Below are 20796 nucleotides of genomic sequence, written 5' to 3' on the forward strand. Positions count from 1 at the left end.
TCGCGCGGGCCGCCCGCGTCGCTCACAACACACCCTCTTTGGCGTACACCACGCGCAGCACATGCCCGACTTCGGGCCCCATCACCAGCTCGGCCAACTCGCAGATCGTCGCGACGAACCCCGGGCCGTGCGGCGGCCCGGCCCGGCAGAGGTGATGCGCCACCTCGTGGAGCACCACCAGCTCACGCAGCGCCCAGTCGCCGGTGCGGTGGTCGGGAACCGCGATAACACCTGCGCCGTCACGGTTTTCGTAGTGCGCGGCGGTGGCGGCCCGGCGGGCGCGCACCCGCAGCGGCGACACCTCTGGCCAGCGTTCCCGCACCGCCGGCAGGGCGAGCACGTCGTCGACGTAGCGCTGCACGGAGGCCACCGACCCGAACCGTCCCTCGGGCGGCAGCGTCAGCTGTGCGCCGAAGAACTCCACGGCGGGCGACCCGTGCTCGGCGGCGCGGTCGAACAACGTCCGGACGAACTCCTCGGCCGCGTACACCTTGGCCCGCTGGGAATCCCTCGTGGGCCGCTCCGGCGCGCCGGCCGGCGTCACCGCGGCAGGGCGCTCCGGGCGCCGGGCAGCTCGGGGCTGTTGCCCAGGCGGGCGCGCCGGCCGGCCCGGTCACCCGCGCGCCGCGCCGACGACGAATACCCCGCCGACGCCCGGTGCGCCTGCCAGGTGCCGCGCGCCTTGGAGGTGCGCTGGTAGTAGTCGCGCAGCTCGATGTCCTTGTCACGCAAGGCGATAGCGGTTCCCGGCGACCGGTGACGGTCCTTGGTCGCCTCGCGGGTGGCCTGTTCGCGCGCCTCGGCCAGGCGCTGACCCACGCGGGCGCCGAAGGCGAGCTGGAAATTGAGCCGGGCGGTGATCGTCGGCGTGGGCCGGTGCGCGCCCGAGGCGAGGTAGGCGTCCGAAGCCCGCACCATCTGGACCACCAGGCTGGCGTACAGGGCGTGGGTGGCGTCGATGTCCTCGGCGAAGCCGTAGGCGTAGAGGAACGTCGAATTCGAGGCGATGTCGCACCGCACGTCGTTGGCCGCGGCGATCAGCACGAACAGCTGCGCGTAGGTCCGCAGGCCCTTGGTGCCCGCCGCCCCGATGGTGATGGTCCGCTGCGTCGGGGCCTGCGCCGGTGAGCGGTTGGCCGCGTGCGAGCGGGCCACCGCCAGATCGATCGAGGCCGCCGTCGCCAGCCGCTGCGCGGCGCTCATGAACGCGTCCGCCTCGTGCGGGTTGTCGGTGCCTTCGGCCTGGCGCAGCAGCGCGGCGATACGGGCCAGCATCTTGTCGTCGGTGCGGGTCATATGCGCCAACTTACGGGAGCGATCCGACATCCCGGCCGAGCCCGGTCACAGGCGTTTCGAGATCCAGGAGACCACGTCGCCGAGCACCCGGTCGCGCTCCGGCTCGTTGAAGACCTCGTGGTAGAGCCCGGGGTACACCTTCAGCTCGACGTCGCTGGATCCCACGCACTGCGCCAGGCGGCGGCTGCCCTCGACGGGAATGAGCCGGTCGTCGGAGCCGTGCACCACGAGCAGCGGCGCGGTCAGCGCCGGGGCCCGCCGCGGCATGGTCTCGCCGACCTGGATCAGCGCGCGGCCGATGCCGGCCGGAACCTTCCCGTGGTACACCAGCGGGTCGGCGTTGTAGGCGGTGACCACCGCGGGGTCGCGGGAGATCGCGTCGACGTCGAGTTCCTGCACGGGCAGGCCAGGCAGCACCGCCCCCAAGACCTTGGCGGCGAGAACCATCAGCGGCGACACCTGCTCCTGCGCGGCCACCGCCGGTCCCGACAGCACCATCAGGTCGTAGTTGTCGGGGCGCTCGACGCCGTAGGCGAACACGATCCCGCCGCCCATGCTGTGCCCCAGCACGACGCACTTGACGCCGGGGTGCTCGCGGGTGGCGATGCCGACCAGGGTGTCGAAGTCGGTGGTGTACTCCGAGATGTCGCGGACCAGCACCCGTTTGCCGCCGGAGCGCCCGTGGCCCCGATGGTCCAGCGCGTAGGTGGCCAGGCCCGCGTCGCCGAAACACTGCGCGACGTGGTCGTAGCGGCGCGCGTACTCGCCGAGCCCGTGCGACAGCACGACCACCGCTCGCGGCGCGGTGTCCGGCGTCCAGACGTCGTAGACGATGCGCACGCCGCCGACGCCGTCGAACTCACGTTCAGTGCGCGTAGTCATTGAGGGCAGCGTACTGGTTTTGGCTGTCGGCAACCCTGCGTAGGCTCGTGCCCGTGAGCGTGCTGGCCGAAAATCCTCAGGGCAGCCCGGCGGCCGGCGGGGAGTTTTCCGCCCATGCCGAGCCCTACCGGCGCGAACTGCTCGCGCACTGCTACCGCATGACCGGGTCGGTGCACGACGCCGAGGACCTGGTGCAGGAGACCCTGCTGCGGGCCTGGAAGGCCTACGACCGGTTCGAGGGCAAGTCCTCGATGCGGACCTGGCTGCATCGCATCGCCACCAACACCTGCCTGAGCGCCCTCGAGGGGCGCCGGCGGCGGCCGTTGCCGACGGGCTTGGGGGCCGCCAGCTCCGACCCGACCGCCGAGCTGGTCGAGCGGCGCGAGGTGCCCTGGCTGGAGCCGCTGCCGGACATGGGCGACGACCCGGCGGACCCGTCGGTCATCGTCGGGTCGCGCGAGTCGGTGCGGTTGGCGTTCGTCGCAGCGCTGCAACACCTTTCGCCGCGGCAGCGGGCCGTGCTGCTGCTGCGCGACGTGCTGCAGTGGAAGGCCGCCGAGGTGGCGGCGGCCATCGGCACCACCACGACCGCCGTCAACAGCCTGCTGCAGCGGGCCCGCTCCCAGCTCGAAGCGGTGCGGCCCAGCACCGGCGACCGGTTGACGCCGCCCGAGTCCGCCGAGGCGCAGGACCGCCTGGCCCGCTACATCGCGGCGTTCGAGGCCTACGACATCGACCGCCTGGTGGAGCTGTTCACCGCCGAGGCGATCTGGGAGATGCCGCCGTACGTGGGCTGGTATCGGGGCGCCCGAGCCATCGCCACGCTCATCCATCGGCGGTGCCCCGCCGAGCGCCCGGGCGACATGCGACTGTTGCCGCTGGTGGCCAACGGCCAGCCGGCCGCCGCCATGTACATGCGCGCCGGCGACGTGCATGTGCCCTTCCAGTTGCAGGTGCTGGACATGACGCCCGAGGGGGTGTCACACGTGGTGGCGTTCCTCGACGACGCGCTGTTCGCCACGTTCGGGCTGCCCGGTTCGCTGTGACGATGCCGGATCCCGCGGTCGTCACGCCCGTCCCCGGCACACCGCTGCTGCTGTTGGGCGCCTTCGACATCGGCGCCGTGGGCTATGTCGCGCGGGAGTTCTTCGTCTCCGGGACGGCCTGCTGCTACGCGCCGAGAAGGGATCTGGGCCCGGACGGGCGGTGGGACGTAACCCCAAGCGGCACCGCCGATTTCACGACGAGAATTGTCGTGCTTACCCCGGTCGACCACGCGCGCTTCAACGGTACCGTCCTCGTCGAATGGCTCAACGTGAGCGGCGGCATCGACGCCCCGGCCGTCTGGATGATGGCGCATCGCGAAATCCTGCGCGCGGGGTACGCCTACGTGGCGCTCTCGGCCCAGCGGGTCGGGGTCGACGGCGGGACCAGCCTGCTGGGCGTCGACATGTCGTTGAAGAGCCAGGACCCCAAACGCTATGCCCCCCTTAGCCATCCGGGCGACCAATTCTGCTACGACATCTTCTCCCAGACAGGCGCGCTCGTCTGGAGCCTGCTGGGCGATCTGCGGCCGCGGCACGTGATCGCCGTGGGTGAATCGCAATCGGCGATGTTTTTGACCACCTACATCAACGCCGTCGACCCGCTGGCCCGAAGCTACGACGGCTTTTTGGTGCATTCGCGGTTCGCCTCGGCGGCGCCGCTGGACGGGCGCTCCATCTTCGACGAGTCGCAGGCCGGCTCGCCGCAGGCCGTGGCGTTCCGCACCGACCTGCGCGTCCCGCTGGTCGCGGTCATCACCGAAACCGACCTGTTCGGCGGCATCCGGCAGGGCTATTACTTCGCGCGGCAGCCCGGCACCGAGCGGCTCCGGGTCTGGGAGATTCCCGGCGCCGCCCACGCCGACAACTACACGATCCAGGTGGCGCCGATCGACAGCGGCTCGGCGCCGATCGACGCCGTCGCGGCGGCCTACGCGCCCACCGACATGCTGATGGGTCAGCGGCTGGACCACTTCATCAACTTCGCCCCGCAGCACCATTACGTCGTCCAGGCGGCGCTGGCCGCGCTGAACCGCTGGGTTTGCACCGGCGACCCGGCGCCCGCGGCCGCACCGATCAGCGTGGCCGACGGCGATCCGCCCCGGCCCAAGCTGGACGCGAACGGCCTCGCCGAGGGCGGCGTGCGCACCCCCTGGGTGGACGTGCCCACCGCCCGCACCTCCGGCCTGTCGGACAGCGGTGACGAGAGCATCATGGCGGCGATCTTCGGCTCCGGCGAACCCTTCGACGCCGCGACGCTGCACCGGCTCTACCCCGGCGGGTCCGGCCAATACCTCGACGCCTTCACCGCGGCGCTCGACCGGGCGATCGAGGACGGCTTCATCCTGCCCGACGACCGCGCCGAGATCATCGAGCTCGCCGCCGCGACCTTTCCCGAGCCTTAGAACAGGCGGCTGTCGGGCGGCGGGCCGGGCACCGGACGCACCAAACCGGCCCCGGTGATCAGCGGCAGGTCCAGCGCCGACAGCAGGCCCGGCGGCGCCGCGCACACCGCGGGAATCGCGTTGACCATCCGCGACGCGCCCGCCACGCGCGCCCCGAGGTCGTGGTCGTGGTCCTCGGCCATCTCGAATTCGCAGCGCATGCTCGGCGAACCCTCGATCTCGACGCGGTAGAGCCCGCGGCCGGAGGCCTGCCCGTAGCCGAGGTCCTTGGGTTCGATGCGGATGTGCGGCTGCGGCCAGTCCGGCGCGATGTCGTCGCGCATCCGCGTGACGTGGTCGACGACGAACGTCGGCTTGCCGCCGACGTAACCGGTCAGCGTCGAGCGCATCGCCGCGATCGTCCCGGCCGCGATGTGGCCGGTGGGCGTGTCGAAGGACTCGGCGGCCGGCAGGCGTTCGACGCTCTCCTCGATGTTGTCGATCTTGACCCCCAGCCCGGCGGCGAGCTGATGCAGCACCGGGCCCCAGCCGAAGGTGAACACCCCCGGCTGCGCCGCGAAGGCCGCGTATTCCTGCGGCTTGCCGAAGCCCAGGATCTCGTAGACCGCGGCCTGGTCCGGGTAGGTGGCATAGTTGAACATCTCGGTCACCCGGACCGATTCGATCACCCGCGACACCCCCGAAAGGACCAGCGGCAGCACGTCGTTGGCGAAGCCGGAGTCGATGCCGGTGGTGAAGAACGACGACCCGCCCTCGAGCGCGGCCTGGCGCAGCGGCTCGGTAAACGCCGCGTCGAGCGCGTCGGGAAACACCAGCGGCACCACCGAACACGACACCACGTTCTTTTTCGCCCGCAGGATCGAGGCCATGTCCTCGACCGCTTCCAGGGGGCGCAGGTTGGCCCCGGCGGCATACACGACGGCGTCGGCGTCCCCGGCAAGGAGCGGGGCCGGGTCCTGGGTGGCCACCACCCCGACCGGCGCGATCCCGCAGAGCTCACCCGCGTCGCGACCGGCCTTGGCGTCGCTGTGCACGACGACGTCGACGAGCTCCAGCTGCGGGTGGTCGATCACCCCTCGCAGGGCGATCACCCCCATCGAGCCCGGCCCCCACACTCCTACCTTGATCACGCTTCTCCTAATATTAGGACGTATGCTTTTACATTTTGGACGGATCGTAGGGAGATCGCCGTGGCCGCGTCAACCGTCAAGTCGCCACCCACCGCGCGTGTGATGGATGTCCTTGCGGCGCTGGCAGATTCGGCCGGCGGGCGGACGTCGGCCGAGCTGGCCAAGGCGTGCGGCATCAGCACCTCGACCTGTGCCCTGGTGTTGGCCGAACTGGAGCGGCGCGCCTGGGTGACGCGGCGCGAGGACCGCCGCTACGTGCTGGGCAGTGGCCTGTTCGAGCTGGTCCATGGCCTGCGGATGCAGTTCCCGCTGCTCGACCGGGGGCGTGAGGCACTGCGGTTCCTCCACGACACCCTGGGCGCGGGCTGTTCGATGTCGAGGATCGGCGGGCGCCACCTCACCACGGTCGACGCCGTGGGCCACGGGACCGACGGCGCGCACGCCGTCGGCCAGCGCTTCCCCATCGACCCGCCGTTCGGCCTGGTGGCGATGGCCTGGCGGGACGACGAGGCCGTCGAGGCGTGGCTGCGCGGGGTGCTGCCGCGGCTGAGCCGCTCCGAGATCGCCGGGCACCGGCGGGTGCTCGCCGACATCCGGGCCCGCGGTTACGGCGCGTGGCGGTTCGACGACACCCACCAGTCGCTGCACAGCCGGCTCGCCGAGGTGCTCACGTCGCTGGAACCGACCGCTCGGGTGACCCGCGAGCTGACCACCCTGATGACCATGGTGACGCTGCAATCGGTGACCGATGCGCTCGAATCCGAGCTTGATTCAGCGGAATTCGTGGTGCTGCCGATTTTCGGCTTGGACGGCCAGCCCGAGTACCAGATCGAGATCCACCTGGGCCGCCCGTCCGGCTTGACACTGCCCGCGCTCGACGCCGCGCTGCGGCACGCGCAGCGGCTGCTCACCGCGTCCGCGCCCGGTTAGGCTAAGGATCATGCCTGCCACCGTGGAGATCCGGCGTGCGGCCGACCGGGCGGTCACCGCGACGCCCTGGCTGACGTCACGGCATTCGTTCTCGTTCGGCGACCACTACGATCCCGCCAACACCCACCATGGGCTGCTACTGGTCAACAACGACGACATCGTGGAGCCCGAAACGGGATTCGACACCCACCCGCACCGGGACATGGAGATCGTCACCTGGGTCCTGCGTGGCGAACTGACGCACCAGGATTCGGCCGGCAATCGCGGGGTGATCTATCCCGGTCTGGCGCAACGCATGTCGGCCGGCAGCGGCATCCTGCACTCGGAGCGCAACGATTCTCCCACGGAGCCAGTGCGTTTCGTGCAGATGTGGGTCGTTCCCGACGAGACGGGCGTCACCCCCAGCTACCAACAGCACGAGGTCGGCTCGGAGTTGCTCGAGGGCGGCCTGGTGACAATCGTCTCAGGAATACCCGGGCGCGAGGCGGCCATCACGGTGCACAACCGCAGCGCGGCCCTGCACGCCACCCGCTTGCGGCCCGGCGCCGCGGTGACCCTGCCCAGCGCGCCCTACCTGCACCTGTTCGTCGCCCTGGGTCGCGTGGCGGTGGACGGGGCCGGCGACCTGGCGGAGGGCGACGCGGTCCGCTTCACCGACGCCGGCGCCCGCCGGGTGTCCGCGCACGAGCCGTCGGAGCTGTTGATCTGGGAGATGCACGCAAAATTGGGCGCTGGCAACACATAGAGTGGGCACGACAGACAGGAGCCCGCATGTCTCAATCGCAGCCGCGGCACGCGGCGCCCAACCCGAATCGGAATATCAAGGCGGTCCGGACCGTCCGCTTCTGGGCGCTCCCCGTCGTCGTCACGTTGGCCCTGATGTCGGCCCTGTGCGCGCTGTATCTGGGCGGCATCCTGAACCCGATGACCAACCTGCAGCACTTCCCCATCGCCGTGGTGAACGAGGACGCCGGCCCCTACGGTGCGCAGATCGCCGACGGCCTGACCTCCGCGCTGGACAAGAACAAGTTCGACGTGCGGGTGGTGTCGCACGGCGAGGCGCGGCGCCAGCTCGACACCGCCCAGGTGTATGGGGAGTTGGTGATCCCGCCGACCTTCTCGTCGAACCTGCGTGAACTGGGTGCCAGCGCCGTCACGCCCGGGCGTGTGGTCCGGCCCTCGGTCACCGTCTCGACCAACCCGCGGGCGGGCACGCTGGGAGCCAGCATCGCGGGCCAAACCCTGACCCAGGCCATGGCGGTGGCCAACGGCAAAGCGGGCCAACGCCTTACGGCCGACGTCGCGGCCCAGACCGGCGGGGCGCCGTTGACGGGAGCCTCGGCCCTGGCCATTGCCAATCCGATCGACGTGAAGTCGGCGGTCTACAACGCGTTACCGAACGGCACGGGCAACGGGCTCTCGGCGTTCTACTACGCGCTGCTGCTGCTGCTGGCGGGGTTCACCGGCAGCGTCGTGGTCAGCACGCTGGTGGACGCGCTGCTCGGCTATGTGCCCGCCGAGTGGGGCCCGGTGTACCGGTTCGCCGAGCAGGTGAAGATCTCGAGATTCCAGACGCTGCTGCTCAAGTGGGGCATCATGGCGCTGCTGGCGCTGCTCACGTCGGCGGTGTACCTGGCCATCGCCGACGGGCTCGGCATGCCCATCCCGCTCGGCTGGCAACTGTGGGCCTACGGAGTGTTCGCGATCGTCGCCGTGGGCATCACGTCGAGTTCGTTGCTGTCGGTGCTGGGCTCGATGGGCCTGCTGGTCAGCATGCTGATCTTCGTGATCCTCGGGTTACCGTCGGCGGGCGCCACCGTGCCGCTGGAGGCCACGCCCCAGTTCTTCCGCTGGCTGGCCGAATTCGAGCCGATGCACCAGGTGTTCTTGGGGGTGCGGTCGCTGGTCTATCTCGGTGGCCGCGGCGACGCCGGCCTGTCCCAGGCATTGTGGCTGACGGCGATCGGTCTGGTCATCGGCCTGTTGCTGGGCGGGATCATCACGCATCTGTACGACCGCAAGGGATTCCACCGAATCCCGGGGGCCGTCGAGCACGCGATCGCCGCGGAACATCAAGCGCAGCACCAGGCGCGCCTGAAGAAAAGCCACGCCGCCTTCCAAACCGAGCCCGAAACCGAGCCCGAGCCCGAGCCGGAAACCGAGGCCGGCACGGCGGCCGAAAGCGCAAGCGGGCAAACGTAATTCGAGCGCGGCCCAGCCGTCACGGCTTTGTGACCTGACTGGCCGATGCTGGTGGTGTTGTCTCAACATCAGCGCCGAAAGGTCCACCGTGCTGACGCCCACTGCGAGCCTGCGCCGGCTGGTGGCGTGCTGCACGGCGCTGATGGCCTGCGCGATTTTGACCGGCACCATCGGGCAACCCGTCGCGCGCGCCGCCGACGGACGCGACCTGCTGGCCAGCGCCATCAGCACCACCCGGGGCTCCTATTTGGTCTACAACTTCGGCCCCGGGCACCCCATGCCGCTGCTCGACGCGGGTGGGCGGTGGTACGAGATGGACAACGGCGGCCACCTGATGATCATCAAGAACGCCGCGGGCCGGCTCGCGCCGCACCTGCTCGTCGACACCCACCAGGGCGACCAGGCCCGCTGTGAGCGCAATCCCGGCGCCCGCACCGGCGAGGGCCTGTGGCAGGCGTCCGAGCTCTACGCGCCGCTGCAGGCGTGGCAACGAATGGGACAGCCGACGATCGCGATCAACGCCAACTTCTTCGACGTGCGTGCGCAGAAGGGCGGCTCGTGGCGCCAGACGGGCTGCAGCTCGCCGCTGGGCGCGTTCGTCGACAACACCCACGGCCAGGGCCGGGCCAACCAGGCGGTCACCGGTACCGTCGCCTATCCCGGCAAGCAAGGCCTCTCCGGAGGCGGCGAGAGCTGGAGCTCGCTGACGACGATGATCCTGCCCGCGGGCGGCGCGCCGTACGTGGTGTGGCCCCGCGGCAAGAACGACTACGACGCCGCGACCCCGGTGATCCAGGACCTGCTCAACAAGAACGAGAAGTTCGTCGCGGTGTCGGGCATCGGGCTGCTGGGTCCCGGCAACACCGGCCAGCTCCACGACGGCGGTCCCAGCGCGGCGCGAACGGCCCTCGCCTACGCGAGGCAGAAGGACGAGATGTACATCTTCGAGGGCGGCAGCTACACCCCCGACAACATGCAGGACCTGTTCCGCGGGCTGGGCAGCGACACCGCGGTCCTGCTCGACGGCGGCGGGTCGTCGGCCATCGTGCTGCGGCGCGACACCGGCGGCATGTGGGCCGGCGCCGGGTCGCCGAGGGGGTCGTGCGACACCCGCCAGGTGCTGTGCGATTCCCACGAGCGCGCCCTGCCCAGCTGGCTGGCCTTCAACTAGCCCTCAATTGGGTCTGGGCGCGGCGGTTTTCGTCTCGGCCGGCGCGAAGCGGAAGATCAGCAGGCTGGTCGTCACCACGGCCGCGGTGACGATGAAGACCGGCGCCACGACGAATCGCGACATGGTCGCGCCCACCAGCGCGCCCGCGCACATGGTGAAAACGACGCTGAGGCGCAGGGTTTGGCGCGCGCCGGTGCCGCCGGCCAGCCGGCTGTCCAGGCCGAGGCTGACGATCGTCGACGTGAGCACCGTGGTGGAAAGCTCCTGGATCCCGAACTGACGCGCGCTGGAATGCTGCAGCCCGAACGTCACCGCCAGGACGCCGATCATGATCAGCTTGGAGTTGTCGTGGTAGTGCAGCACCCCGGCCCCGGCCAGGACCGAAAGCGTCAGCAGCAGCAGGACTTCCGCCGCCAGCACCGTGGTGATCCACGCTCGGGTCCGCTCGTCGAAGTGGCGCGCCAGCCGGCCGCTGAGGATGGTGGTGCAGACGAATGTGGGCAGCGCCACCGCCACCGCGGTCAGGTCGATGCTGGTCCGCGGGGCTAGCCAGAAGCCGAGGAAGATCACGTTGCCGGTCATGTTGGCCACGAAGACATGGCCGAGGACCAGGATGCTGATCGAGTCGGCCAAGCCGGTGGCGAAGGTCAGCAACAGCAAGGCCGCGATGGTCATTCGCTCGGACACCGGCGAGGCAACGGTCATGGCTGGCGCTACACGTGCGGAGTCAGATCCAGCGAGGTGATCGTGGTCATCCTGGTCACCAGCCAGCGGCCGTTGGTGCGCTTCATGAACAGCCGGTACGACAGATATTTCAGGGATGGCACGTTCTTGGTTAGCGGACTGGTGGAGGTGGTGTTGGTGTAGACGATGACGACGGCGTTCGAGTCGTCGAGCGATTCCACCGCCGCCCCGGTGACGTCGGTGCGGTTGCTGACCTTGGCCTGTTTGTTCGGGGCGACGATGGCGTCGACGAATTTTCGGTACTGCGCTTCGAAGTCGCCGCTGAGGTAGGCCGACGCCCGGTCGGCGAGGGCGTCCATGTTTTCGGGCGTGTAGGTCCACAGCGTCGTGATCGCGTTGGCCGCGGTGCGCGCGACCTTGAGCTTGGTTGCGGCGGTGGCGCGATCGGCCAAGTACGGCTGGACGGCCGCGCCCGCGAACGCCGCCGAGCCGACGAACAGCACCGCGGCCACGGCGACGGCGATGGCCAGCCCCTTGCCGCCCAGCAGCTTGCGCCGGCGACGGCCCTCGGGGGCGTTGGCATCCTCGGCGTCCTTGGTGGCCTCGGCGGCGGCCTCGTCGGCCGCCTCGGACTCCGTTGTGGCCGCGGCGGTTTCGTCGCGCTCGCCGTTAAGTTCCTCGGTTGGCGCCGCCGAAGCCTCGTCGGCGGTCAGATCACCTGCAGCAGGTTGCTGATCTTCCACTGCTTCCCTTCCCGCGTAGCGGTTGCCGTCCACCGATTGGCGTTCCCGTACACCTGTTTTCCGTCCGCCGATTTGGAGGTGACCTCCGTCGCGACCATCACGGTGGCGCTGCCGTCGTCGTTCCAGCGTTCCAGGCCCGCGCCCAGAACGGTGCCGGTAGCCGGTTCGGCGCGCGCGACCTGCAGCAGGATTTCGTTCGCCTTGTCCTGGTACTGCTTGGCGAAATCACCGGTGGCCTGGGCCAAGATCCGGCTCACGTAGTCGTTGGCGTGGAAGGGGTCGATGGAGGTGAACTGCGTCATGAACCCCGTCACGTAGTTGAGCACCTCGGTGCGCCTGGCCTCCGCGTGAACCCGGGATTCGTGCGCGACCAGCATCAGGCTGCACAACGTGAGTGCCGCCGACATCACCACCGCGGCAACCGAACTCGCCACGATCAACCGCCACGGCCGCGGCACGTCCTCAACCGCGCGCGCCGACAGCAGCGGCTTTTCGCCGGGAGAGAACTTGCGCCGCGGGCTCATTTGGGATTCCCGGGCGGTTTGGGCTTGGTCAGCACGCTGAGGTTGTCGACGCGCCACCGATCGTCGCCGCCCTTGGCGAAGTCCACCCGCACGCTGGCGCTGATGTAGCGCTGGTCGGGGCCGACGCCCCGCCGGCCCTCCAGGAACACCAGCATGGTCGCGCGGTCCGCCGTCGCGGATTGCACCGACGAATTGGTCGGCCAGTACTCGTTGATGACGGGGTTGCCCTTCTTCACGACGTCCTGCTGGGCGACGAGCTCGGCGCGATACTTGTCGGTCGCCAGCGACTGGGCGCGGGCGAAGTCGTCGTGCAAGGTCTTCGGGTCATAGGTCAGCATCTGCGCGACCATCTTCGGGCCCTGGATTTCGATCTGCGCCTGGGTTCGTTCGCTCGCCCGATCCGGGGCGTACGCGACCAGGTAGCTCACGGCGACGCCACCGAGGCAGATCGCGGCGGCGCCCAACACCGCGACGCTCGACCACCGATGCGTGTGGGCGGGCACGTCGTCGGAATCCACCCGTCGCACCTCGGTGCCCAGCAACATGTCGGCGAAGGTGCGGCGCCTCGAATCCCACAGCGGCCACAGCCATCCCACCACCGAGGCGGTGTCCAGCAGGTGGGCGAGGTCGCGCAGCAACAGCCACCACGGCCCCACGGTGCCCCCGTCGCGGCGCACCACCGCGAGCCCGGACAGCGCGCGGCCCAGGCTCCACCCGGTGAGCGCCGGCAGCAGCAGCCGGTTGACCAACATCAGCAGGATGGCCGCCCCGCCGACCGACACGCACACCCACCACCAAACCGGATGCTGCGACACGGTCAACGCGACCAGCGCCATCGTCGTCGCGGCCGCGATGGCCGGCAGGACGTCGACGGCGAACGCGCGGACCCGAAAAGCCCAGGGCGCCAAGGAGTCCCGCGCCGACGCCGGCGGGCCGGTCGTGGTGGGGGGCTGGGTGGGAGTCGCCTCGACCACCACCGTCACTTCGTCACCTGGTCGAGCTTGGAGATCTTGTACTGGCCCTCGGCCAGCGCCATCTTCACCCGCAGGCGGTACCCGGTTTCGTTCTGCGACTGATCGCTGGACACCTTCACGCGCATCGCGACGAGCACGTCGATCGAACCGTCGTTGTTGTTGCGCTCGACGGCCGCGCGCACGTCGGACACCTGGACGTGAACGTTCGCGGCCTGGTAGGCCTGCACGAGCATGTTGGTGTACAGCACCGCCTGGGAGCGGTAGGCGTCCGTGCCGCACTCGATGATCTTCTGCTCGCTGGCGGTCATCGCGTTGGTGTCCGGCGCCTGCGTAGCCGAGACGCAATCCACCGCCGCCTTGAGCGCTGCGGCGTCGTTGCGGGCGATGACCTGGCTTTGCTGGTGATAGTGCCACGCGAAGTAGCCGCCGGCGCCGAGCGCCGCCGCGCACAGCACCAGGGCCGCGGCGATGCCGGCGAGCCATCCGCGCCCCAGGAGCGACGGGCGGCGCCCGTCGCCGGTGTCGGCGCCGGCCTGCTCGACGGCGTCCTCGGGCTCGGCCGCATCCTCGGCCGTCGCCTCGGGGCCGGTCTGCTCTTCCGCGACCACCGGGTTCGGACCAGCACGGGGCCTTCGCCTCCGCAGACGACGGAACTTCGGCATCGGTGGGGGGTTCAGCCGGCTGGCGCCAGCATCTCCTTCCATCCGTCGTCTCCTGTTTTCGTCGAGTTCTCGACGGAGTACCTGACTCCATCGGGCCCCACGAGTTCACCGCTCTGGGGACTGTAGGTGGCCGCGGGAGGCCCGCCCGGAGTGTAGACACAAGGGTTGGGCTGCTGGCCGTTGCATTGCACGGTACCCGATCCGGGCCGCGACAACGGGTCACTGGTAGGCGGCGGCGTCCCCGGGACCCGATCCGCCGGAGCCGGGTTCAGGCCGTTGTTGATCGACGGCGCCGGGATCACCATGCCCGGCCGAACCGACTGGTCGCAGCGCGCCGCCGGCGCCGGGCAGGTCAGGATCTGGTTGGGGTCGCCGTACCACGGGTTGGTGCCCAGCGGCACGTAGGGCCTGGGGTCGCGGCACTCCCGCGGTGTCGCGGCCCGCTTGCCGGGGACGTCGGTGCAGGGAATGTTGCGCGAGCCGCGCACGCTGTTGGCCGGAGTGTCCATCGGGATCTTGCAGTACGTGCCCGTCGGCAACGGCGCGATGCTGGTGTCCGCGGGCGACCGCCACTCCGACGCCGGGATGAATCCGGTCAGGCATGGCGGCGGCTGGTTGATCGACGGTGCCAGGTCGAGCGCGGCCATGTTGGGGAACGGCGCCGCGACCGCTTGCGCGATGGATGCACCCTGCGGCAAAAACACCAGCACCTGCTCCACGCCGGTGTGGTAGCGCTTGAGCAAGTCGAACACGACCTCGAGGTTCGCCAACGTCTGCGGAAGCGAGTCGCGCACGTCGCTGAACACGGAGTTGACCTGATCGGCCGTCGGCGCCGCCTGGGACAGCAGGCTCCTCAGGTGTCGATCCTCCTTCGCGGACTGAGCGCCCAGGTTGTTGAGGTTGCGAGCCCAGCGCTCGATCGCGTTGTTCGAGTCCACCTGGCTGTCCAGGATCGGGCCGGAGTTCTGGATGATGTCGTTGACGTTGGTGATGTTCGTCTTGAAGTCACCGACGATGGCCTGGGTGGAATCGACGAGGCGCTGCAGGGCGGGGCCCAGACCGCCGACGGCTTGGGCCGTCTCGTCGAGTAATTGGCCGATCTTCTCCTTGGGCAGCACCGAAAGGCCCCGGTTCGCGGTGTCGAGCGCGGGCCCGATCTCGCTCGGCACCGTTCCCTTGGTGATGGTCTGCCCTTCGGACAGGTACTTGCCCGGGTGCCCGGCCGACACCAGGTCCAGGTACTGCTCACCGACCGCCGACACCGAGTGCACGTTCGCGATCGCGTCGACCGGGATCTTGTAGCGGCTGTCGATGCTCATCGTGGCTTCGGCGCCCGTCTCGGTCGGTTCGACGTCGGTGACCTTGCCGATGGTGATGCCGCGGTAGGTGACGTTGGCCGTCGGGTACAGGCCGCCGGAGGCCGGCAGCTCGGCCTTGAGCGTGTAGCGACCGACCCCCACCAGGCTCGGAATCTGCAGGTAATACACGCCCAACACCAGCAGCGAGATCACGGTCAGGATCCCGAACAGGACGAGCTGGCGTTTGACGAATGGGGTCAGCAATTCCTGTCCGCCCTTTCCACCAGCGGGCCGCCGGGCGCGTCGTTCGGGTTCGGCGTGTAGCGCACGTCCGGGATCATCGTCTCGGGGTCCCGCCCGTAGGACTGCTCGAGGGCGCGCAGGGCACCGGACAACCCCGTCCCGGTCAAGAACGCGTTGTCGATGGCGCTGTAGGTCACGTCGAGCGTCAGCGAGATGTTGATGTAGTCACCCCGGAACAGTTTGGGCACCGTATCGATGTCGAACGGCTGGGTCAGGATCAACTTCAGCGCGCCGATCAGATACGGCGAGGCGCGGCCGAGCTCCTTCAACGGGCACTGCAGCGCCTGCAGGTCGGTGTGCAGCGGGCCGCGGGCCTCCGACAGGTACTGGTCGGCGGCCGCGCTCAGCCGTCCCACCGAATCGACGGCGTTGATCAGCAGCTGCTTGGTGTCGGCGAAGTGCTTGATCAGCGGCGGCACGTCGGTCAGCACCCGATCCAGCACGTCCGCGCGCCCGCCGACGTAGGCCAGCAGCCGGTTGGTCGAGTCGATGGCGTGCGTGATGTCGTCGCGCTGCTGGTTCAGCTGGTCGGTGAACGTGTCCAGCTTGCCCAGGAACGCCCGGATCTGGCTGGCCCGCCCGTTGAAGATGTTGTAGACCTCGTTCTGCAACGTCTCGAGGTTGGGGATGCCGCCCCCGCGCAGGATCAGCGAGAGGCTGGCCAGGGTCTGCTCGGTGGTGGGGAACGCCGACGAGTTCTTCAGCGGAATGGTGTCGCCGTCCCTCAACAGCTGCGGCGACGGGTTGGGCGGCGCGGCCAGCTCGACGTGCTGGGAACCCAGCAGCGACGTCTGGCCGATCTTGGCGGTGGCGTTCTTCGGCAGCTTGACGCTCTTGTCGATGCCCAGGGTCAGCGTCGCGACCCAGTTCTTCAGGTTGATCGCCTTGATGGAGCCGACATAGACGTCGGCGACCATCACCTTGCTGTTGCCGTTGATCGCCAGGGTGTCGGGGACCTGCACGTAGATGGTCATCGCCCCCGAGCCGCTGCCCGGCCCACCAGGGATCGGCACGTTGGAGATCCCGTGCCATCCGCACGAACTCAGCACCAGCGCGGCCACCGCCAGCACCAGGCCCTTCCAGGCGCGGTGGCGAATCCGGCGAAGCACGGTCACTGGCCGTTGGTTCGGCTTGCTCCTCGCGCGTACCGCGCTCGTCGCGCACCTCACTGGCCGTTGGTTCGGCTTGCTCCTCGCGCGTACCGCGCTCGTCGCGCACCTCACTAGCGGCCTCCTGCGTTCGGCGCCGGCGCGGACACCGGCGCGGGCGTCGGGGCGACCGGTCCGGGGACCACCTCAGGCCCCGGCGGGGGCGGCGGGATCGGAACCTGCGGCGGGTTCTGACCGATCACCGGCGCGATCGGGACCTCGTCGTAGGCGTTCGGCGGTCCCGGCGGCGTCTGCAGGTTCGACTGCACGGGCGCGATGTTGGGGCCTCCCATCAGCTCGGCCAGCGAGTCCGGGGTCAGCAGGCCCGACGTGATCGGCCCGACCTGCTGGCCCTGCATGCCCGGGGCCACTATCCAGCCGTGCTGGGTGTTGCGGTGTGACGTCGGCGTGTCCGGCGACCAGATGCCGGGGACGGTCGTGTCCTTGTACCCGTTGGGCGGCTGCAGCCGGGGTTCGGAGTAAGCGACCTCCTTGGGCAGCGTCTCGGAGGTGCTGGCGACGTTCAGGCCGAACGGCAGGTAGTTGAACTTGATCGCGTCGAGAATCGGCGCCAGGTACTGCGCGCACAGCTCGGCCGACTCCTGGTAACCCATCCGGCTGGCCGCCTGCACCGAGCTGCAGATGAACTGCATCGGGTTGGCGAAGTTGGTGATCGCGGGAATGGCGACGAGCGACCCGTGCGACGGGTGGTAGATCTGGTTGATGTTCGCCGCGGCCGTCGGCAGCACGTGCAGGGCGGTCTCCAGCCCGTTGAGCGGGTCCGGCTGCAGCAGCGTGTTCGTCGCCGTCGCCAGGTTGTCGACGTCGTGGGTCAGCACCTCGCGGTTCTTGTCGAGGAACGGGCGCACGGTCGACAGCAGGCTGTCGAACTGCTGTATCGCGTTGGCCAGGTCGGTGTCGTTGTGCGCCAGCCGCGTCGTGAAGTCGGCCAGATTCTGGTTCAGCGCAACGAACTGCTGGTCGTCCTGATGCAGCGCGTTGACGAACAGCGCCAGGCTCTTCACCACCGCGAAGAAGTCGCCCCGGCCCTCGTTGAGCGCGGTCAGCGCGCGCGACAGGTTGTTCAGCGTGGTGTTGATCTGCTTGCCCTTGCTGGCCAGGCCGTTGGCGTAGGACTCGATGACCTCACCGAACGGACCCTTGGGCTGCTCTTGTGTGGGGCCCAGCTTGGAGATGATGTTGGTGACGCTGTTGCGCAGCTCGTCCCACTCCACCGGCACCTGAGTGCGTTCCTCGGGGATCACCGCGTTGTCGGCCAGCACCGGGCCGCCCTTGTAGGGGGGCTCCAATTGGATCGCGCGCGAGGCCACCAGCGTCGGGTTGAGGATCACCGCCGACGCGTTGGCCGGCACCTTGTACTTGTTCTCGTAGTGGAAGGTGACCTTCATCTTGTCGCCGGCCGGCTCGATCTTGTCGATCGCGCCCACCCGCAACCCCATGATCTGGACCTTGTCGCCCGGGTAGAGCGCGTTGGCCGACGGGAAGTAGGCCACCACCGTGTTGTTGGTGAGCTTTTGATACAGCCGCCAGCCGACGAACGCCAGGACGAGGGCCAGCACGATCACCAGCGATCCGATGATGATGGTCGCCCGGGTCATCCGGGGCAGCCGGATGTTGCGGACGTCAAAGATGGTGCTCAATTCTGGCTACCCCCTCCCGCTGCGCCGCTGCCTCCGGTTCCTCCGGGATTGATGAACGGTGCGGGCAATTGCACGCCGGGCCCGGGCGGTGCCGGCGGACCGGGCGGCAGGGCCGGCGCGAACGTCGACGGCGGCGGCGTGGGCCCGGCGGGCTCCAAGTTCTCGGTGCGCGCGCCCGGCGGTGCCTGCGCCGGCAACGGCACCGGGGTGCCCGGAACGTTCGGCGGCGGGTCACCCGGCCGGCCGGCGATCGGCACACCCGGCAGCGGCGGCACGCCGCCCGCGTTCGGCGGGGACGTCTGAACGTCGACGGGCGCCGGGAACCCGGGGCCGCCGAACGGGCCGATGGTCGCGCCCGCACACGGCAGCGGGTTCCACGGCCGCGGCAAACCCTCGTCGCCGATGGTCACGTTGCCGCCGGGGTTGGCCGGCGTGTACGAGCACGGCGATCCGGGCGGCACGGCCGGTCCCGGGTGGTCGGGGGTGCCCTCCAAGGCGGGCGGCGCCGGCGGTGGGGCGCCGTTCGGCAGGCGGGTGCCGTTCGGGTCGGGCCAGCGGAACTCGGGCAGTCCGGCGCTGCGCCAGAAATTCTCGGGGTCGATGCCGCGCTTCTTGAACGCGGCGTCGACGAACGGCTGGATGATCTGGCCGGGAATCAGGTTGTGCAGCACCACCTTGAAGAACGGTCCCGACGCGATCGCCTCGTTCAGCGACGGCAAGAACTTGCCGACCTCGGTCAGACCGTCGGCGATGTCGTCCTTGCGCTGCACCAGGAGGTCGCTGACGATGCGCAGCTGCTCGAGGACGTGGTTCAGGTTCGGGTTGTCGTTGATCAATCCCTTCACCTGTTCGGAGAAGGCGGCGATGTTGCCCAGCAGCGCGTTGATGGCCTGCCCGCGTTCGTTGAAGGCGGCCAGCAAGATCTTCGTGTTGACCAGCAGCCGGTCGATCTGGTCGCTGCGGTCACCCAGGATGCTGGCCACCTGGTTGGCCTGGGCGAGCAAATGCTTGATCTGCTCGTCGCGCTTGCCGATCGTGTCGGAGAACTTGGCCACGCCGTCGAGCGCGGCGCTCAGGTGCGGATAGGTCTGATCGATGGTCTCCGACAGCACGTGCAGGGACTGCTTGACCGTGTCGATATCCCACCCGCTCGCCGCCTTGGTCACGTCGAAGAACGCGTCGTAAATCTGGTAGGGGGTGGTGCTTTGCCCGAGCGGCAGCGAGGCCCCGGGCCGCAGCTTCTCGGATCCCCGCTGTTCGATCTCGAGGACCTTCTTGCCCAGGATGGTGTCCGTCTTGATCGCCAGGCGGCTCTCGGTGCCGATGCTTTCGGTGCCGAGGTTGAACTTCACCAAGATGTGGTCGCCGTCGATCTTGAGGCTCTCGACCTTGCCGACGTCCATCCCCGCGATGCGCACCTTGTCGCCTTTGTTGAGCCCGCCGGAGTCGGTGAACTGCCCGTAGTACTCGGGCTTGGCGAACAGCATCGGCACGCTGGTGATGCTTTGGCCGACGCCGATCACGAGCAGCGTGACGACGATGCCCATCACGCCGATGCGTAGCCGGTTGGGGGGTTCGAGCGTCCTCATTGGGGCGTGCACCTGCCCGTCGGCTGGTTGAACAGCCGGACCGTGCGGACCGGACCGCCGGCCTGCAGGCCGTTGATCTTGAGGGTGATGTCGCAGGCGTAGAAGTTGACGAAGTCACCGTAGGAACCGATGGCCCGCCCGATCATGTTCAACGCCGTCGGCACCTTGTGGAAGTAGTCGCTGAGCTGGTCGCGTTGGTCGATGAGCGGCTGCTGCACCGCGTCGAGGTAGTCGAGGCTCTTGTGCAGCAGCCCGCGGTCCTCGGCCAGCAGGTCGGCCACGGTTCCGGCGGCGTTGCTGATGTGCGCGGTCCCGGCGGCCAACGGGTCGGCGTGGTTTTTCAGCCCGGTGATCAGCACCTCGAGGTTGTTGACGGTCTGATCGAATTGCTGGCGATGCCGGACCGTGGTGTCGAGCACGATGTTGAGGTTCTTGACGACCTCGCCGATCGCCTGGTCACGCTCGCCGAGCTGGTTGGTCAGCTGCGCGGTCTGGTCGAGGATGTCGTTGATGGTGCCGCCCTGCCCCTGGAAGACGGTCACCAGCGCGGACGCGATGGTGTTCACCTTCTGCGGGTCCAGCGCCCGAAACAGCGGCTTGAAGCCACCGATCAGCGCGTCTAGGTCGAGCGCCGGCGAAGTCCGCGATACCGGGATGAACCCGCCTGGCGGCAGCACCCGGTCGGCGCCCTCGCCCTCACCGCGTTTGAGCTCCAGGTAGCGGTTGCCGATCAGGTCGAGGTAGCGGATCTGCGCCGTCGTCGACTGATACAGCGGCACCGAGCGGTCCACGCTGAAGTTCACCCGCGCCCGCCTGCCGCCGTCGACCAGGCTCACCGAGTTGACCTTGCCGATCTCGACGCCCGAGGCGCGGACGAACTGCCCCTGCCGCAGCCCGCTGATGCTGGTGAATTCCGCCGAATACGCGTAGGTGCGCTGGAAGCGCATCTGGCCGAACACCACGATGATCATCACGGTGAAGATCAGCAGCACCAACGAGAAGATGCTGAGTCGGACGAGGGTACCGGTGATTTTCATGGGTTGATCGTGTTATCCCCTACTTGGCGGCCCCAGACGTACTCGATCGCGTACGGCGACGCGGTGTCGATGTGGTTGTACGGCGCGATGCTGTTGCCGGTGTCCATGACCAA

At 69.1% G+C, this 20796-nt stretch carries 20 protein-coding genes and 1 pseudogene; 6 read left to right on the plus strand and 15 right to left on the minus strand.

Features of this window, described 5'->3' with window-relative positions; all coding sequences use genetic code 11:
* Positions 1–22: 22 nt before the first annotated feature.
* Genes AWC19_RS01455 through AWC19_RS01465 form a run of 3 tightly spaced genes read right to left on the minus strand, consistent with a single transcriptional unit; the run spans position 23 to position 2178 of the window.
* Entirely contained in the window at positions 23–544 is a 522-nt protein-coding gene (locus AWC19_RS01455) for a TIGR04338 family metallohydrolase (protein ID WP_085076327.1), read from the minus strand.
* Entirely contained in the window at positions 541–1296 is a 756-nt protein-coding gene (locus tag AWC19_RS01460) for a DUF2786 domain-containing protein (RefSeq protein ID WP_085076328.1), read from the minus strand. Before AWC19_RS01460 ends, AWC19_RS01455 begins: the two co-directional genes overlap by 4 nt.
* 45 nt (positions 1297–1341) lie before the next feature.
* Complete coding sequence (locus tag AWC19_RS01465; RefSeq protein WP_085076329.1) at positions 1342–2178, minus strand: alpha/beta hydrolase; 837 nt, start codon at positions 2176–2178, stop codon at positions 1342–1344.
* Between AWC19_RS01465 and AWC19_RS01470 the strand changes: the two are divergent.
* A pseudogene (locus AWC19_RS01470) lies at positions 2129–3224 on the plus strand (sigma-70 family RNA polymerase sigma factor). The gene AWC19_RS01465 and the pseudogene AWC19_RS01470 overlap by 50 nt on opposite strands.
* 2 nt (positions 3225–3226) lie before the next feature.
* Positions 3227–4627 carry an alpha/beta hydrolase domain-containing protein gene (locus AWC19_RS01475; RefSeq protein WP_085076331.1) on the plus strand — a complete coding sequence of 467 codons (1401 nt, stop codon included), beginning with the start codon at positions 3227–3229 and terminating at the stop codon, positions 4625–4627.
* Here AWC19_RS01475 and AWC19_RS01480 read toward each other — a convergent pair.
* Complete coding sequence (locus AWC19_RS01480; RefSeq protein WP_085076332.1) at positions 4624–5757, minus strand: NAD(P)H-dependent amine dehydrogenase family protein; 1134 nt, start codon at positions 5755–5757, stop codon at positions 4624–4626. The genes AWC19_RS01475 and AWC19_RS01480 overlap by 4 nt on opposite strands.
* 102 nt (positions 5758–5859) lie before the next feature.
* On the opposite strand from AWC19_RS01480, the gene AWC19_RS01485 reads away from it, so the two are divergent.
* The 4 genes from AWC19_RS01485 (at position 5860) to AWC19_RS01500 (ending at position 10060) form a co-directional block, all read left to right on the plus strand.
* Positions 5860–6687, plus strand: coding sequence for a MarR family transcriptional regulator (locus tag AWC19_RS01485; RefSeq protein ID WP_085076346.1), 828 nt, complete (start codon positions 5860–5862; stop codon positions 6685–6687).
* A 10-nt stretch (positions 6688–6697) separates the two neighbouring features.
* Positions 6698–7432, plus strand: a complete 735-nt coding sequence (locus tag AWC19_RS01490) for a pirin family protein (RefSeq protein ID WP_085076333.1) — start codon at positions 6698–6700, stop codon at positions 7430–7432.
* A gap of 26 nt (positions 7433–7458) precedes the next feature.
* Complete coding sequence (locus AWC19_RS01495; protein WP_085076334.1) at positions 7459–8889, plus strand: YhgE/Pip domain-containing protein; 1431 nt, start codon at positions 7459–7461, stop codon at positions 8887–8889.
* 88 nt (positions 8890–8977) lie between these two features.
* Positions 8978–10060, plus strand: coding sequence for a phosphodiester glycosidase family protein (locus AWC19_RS01500; protein WP_085076335.1), 1083 nt, complete (start codon positions 8978–8980; stop codon positions 10058–10060).
* A gap of 3 nt (positions 10061–10063) precedes the next feature.
* Here AWC19_RS01500 and AWC19_RS01505 read toward each other — a convergent pair whose 3' ends face one another.
* The 11 genes from AWC19_RS01505 to AWC19_RS01555 all read right to left on the minus strand — a co-directional run.
* Positions 10064–10729, minus strand: coding sequence for a YoaK family protein (locus AWC19_RS01505; RefSeq protein WP_085076347.1), 666 nt, complete (start codon positions 10727–10729; stop codon positions 10064–10066).
* A 44-nt stretch (positions 10730–10773) separates the two neighbouring features.
* Entirely contained in the window at positions 10774–11487 is a 714-nt protein-coding gene (locus AWC19_RS01510) for a hypothetical protein (RefSeq protein ID WP_085076336.1), read from the minus strand.
* Positions 11454–12011 carry a mammalian cell entry protein gene (locus AWC19_RS01515; protein ID WP_085076337.1) on the minus strand — a complete coding sequence of 186 codons (558 nt, stop codon included), beginning with the start codon at positions 12009–12011 and terminating at the stop codon, positions 11454–11456. Before AWC19_RS01515 ends, AWC19_RS01510 begins: the two co-directional genes overlap by 34 nt.
* Positions 12008–12994, minus strand: a complete 987-nt coding sequence (locus tag AWC19_RS01520) for an RDD family protein (protein WP_085076338.1) — start codon at positions 12992–12994, stop codon at positions 12008–12010. The genes AWC19_RS01515 and AWC19_RS01520 overlap by 4 nt, the downstream gene beginning before the upstream one ends.
* Entirely contained in the window at positions 12991–13689 is a 699-nt protein-coding gene (locus AWC19_RS01525; RefSeq protein WP_085076339.1) for an Mce protein, read from the minus strand. Before AWC19_RS01525 ends, AWC19_RS01520 begins: the two co-directional genes overlap by 4 nt.
* On the minus strand, positions 13659–15209 hold the full coding sequence (locus tag AWC19_RS01530) for a virulence factor Mce family protein (RefSeq protein ID WP_085076340.1): 1551 nt from the start codon (positions 15207–15209) through the stop codon (positions 13659–13661). Before AWC19_RS01530 ends, AWC19_RS01525 begins: the two co-directional genes overlap by 31 nt.
* Complete coding sequence (locus AWC19_RS01535; RefSeq protein ID WP_085076341.1) at positions 15203–16363, minus strand: virulence factor Mce family protein; 1161 nt, start codon at positions 16361–16363, stop codon at positions 15203–15205. The genes AWC19_RS01530 and AWC19_RS01535 overlap by 7 nt, the downstream gene beginning before the upstream one ends.
* Before the next feature lie 107 nt (positions 16364–16470).
* Positions 16471–18057, minus strand: a complete 1587-nt coding sequence (locus tag AWC19_RS01540) for a virulence factor Mce family protein (RefSeq protein ID WP_085076342.1) — start codon at positions 18055–18057, stop codon at positions 16471–16473.
* Positions 18054–19646: a virulence factor Mce family protein gene (locus AWC19_RS01545; RefSeq protein WP_085076343.1), complete on the minus strand. Its 1593-nt coding sequence runs from the start codon at positions 19644–19646 to the stop codon at positions 18054–18056. Before AWC19_RS01545 ends, AWC19_RS01540 begins: the two co-directional genes overlap by 4 nt.
* The gene (locus AWC19_RS01550; RefSeq protein WP_085076344.1) at positions 19643–20683 is read right to left on the minus strand and encodes a virulence factor Mce family protein; all 1041 of its coding nucleotides are present in this window, start codon (positions 20681–20683) and stop codon (positions 19643–19645) included. The genes AWC19_RS01545 and AWC19_RS01550 overlap by 4 nt, the downstream gene beginning before the upstream one ends.
* On the minus strand, positions 20680–20796 hold a 117-nt coding region (locus AWC19_RS01555; RefSeq protein WP_142280914.1), incomplete at its 5' end, for an MCE family protein. The genes AWC19_RS01550 and AWC19_RS01555, both read right to left, overlap by 4 nt.

The organism is Mycobacterium palustre, from assembly GCF_002101785.1.
In the GTDB taxonomy this organism is placed as follows: Bacteria; Actinomycetota; Actinomycetes; order Mycobacteriales; family Mycobacteriaceae; genus Mycobacterium; species Mycobacterium palustre.

Coding starts and splice junctions, on each gene's coding strand:
- AWC19_RS01550 (WP_085076344.1), bottom strand. CDS start 20,683: ATGAAAATCACCGGTACCCTCGTCCGACTCAGCATCTTCTCGTTGGTG.
- AWC19_RS01490 (WP_085076333.1), top strand. CDS start 6,698: ATGCCTGCCACCGTGGAGATCCGGCGTGCGGCCGACCGGGCGGTCACC.
- AWC19_RS01465 (WP_085076329.1), bottom strand. CDS start 2,178: ATGACTACGCGCACTGAACGTGAGTTCGACGGCGTCGGCGGCGTGCGC.
- AWC19_RS01525 (WP_085076339.1), bottom strand. CDS start 13,689: ATGGAAGGAGATGCTGGCGCCAGCCGGCTGAACCCCCCACCGATGCCG.
- AWC19_RS01460 (WP_085076328.1), bottom strand. CDS start 1,296: ATGACCCGCACCGACGACAAGATGCTGGCCCGTATCGCCGCGCTGCTG.
- AWC19_RS01545 (WP_085076343.1), bottom strand. CDS start 19,646: ATGAGGACGCTCGAACCCCCCAACCGGCTACGCATCGGCGTGATGGGC.
- AWC19_RS01485 (WP_085076346.1), top strand. CDS start 5,860: ATGGATGTCCTTGCGGCGCTGGCAGATTCGGCCGGCGGGCGGACGTCG.
- AWC19_RS01495 (WP_085076334.1), top strand. CDS start 7,459: ATGTCTCAATCGCAGCCGCGGCACGCGGCGCCCAACCCGAATCGGAAT.
- AWC19_RS01475 (WP_085076331.1), top strand. CDS start 3,227: ATGCCGGATCCCGCGGTCGTCACGCCCGTCCCCGGCACACCGCTGCTG.
- AWC19_RS01515 (WP_085076337.1), bottom strand. CDS start 12,011: ATGAGCCCGCGGCGCAAGTTCTCTCCCGGCGAAAAGCCGCTGCTGTCG.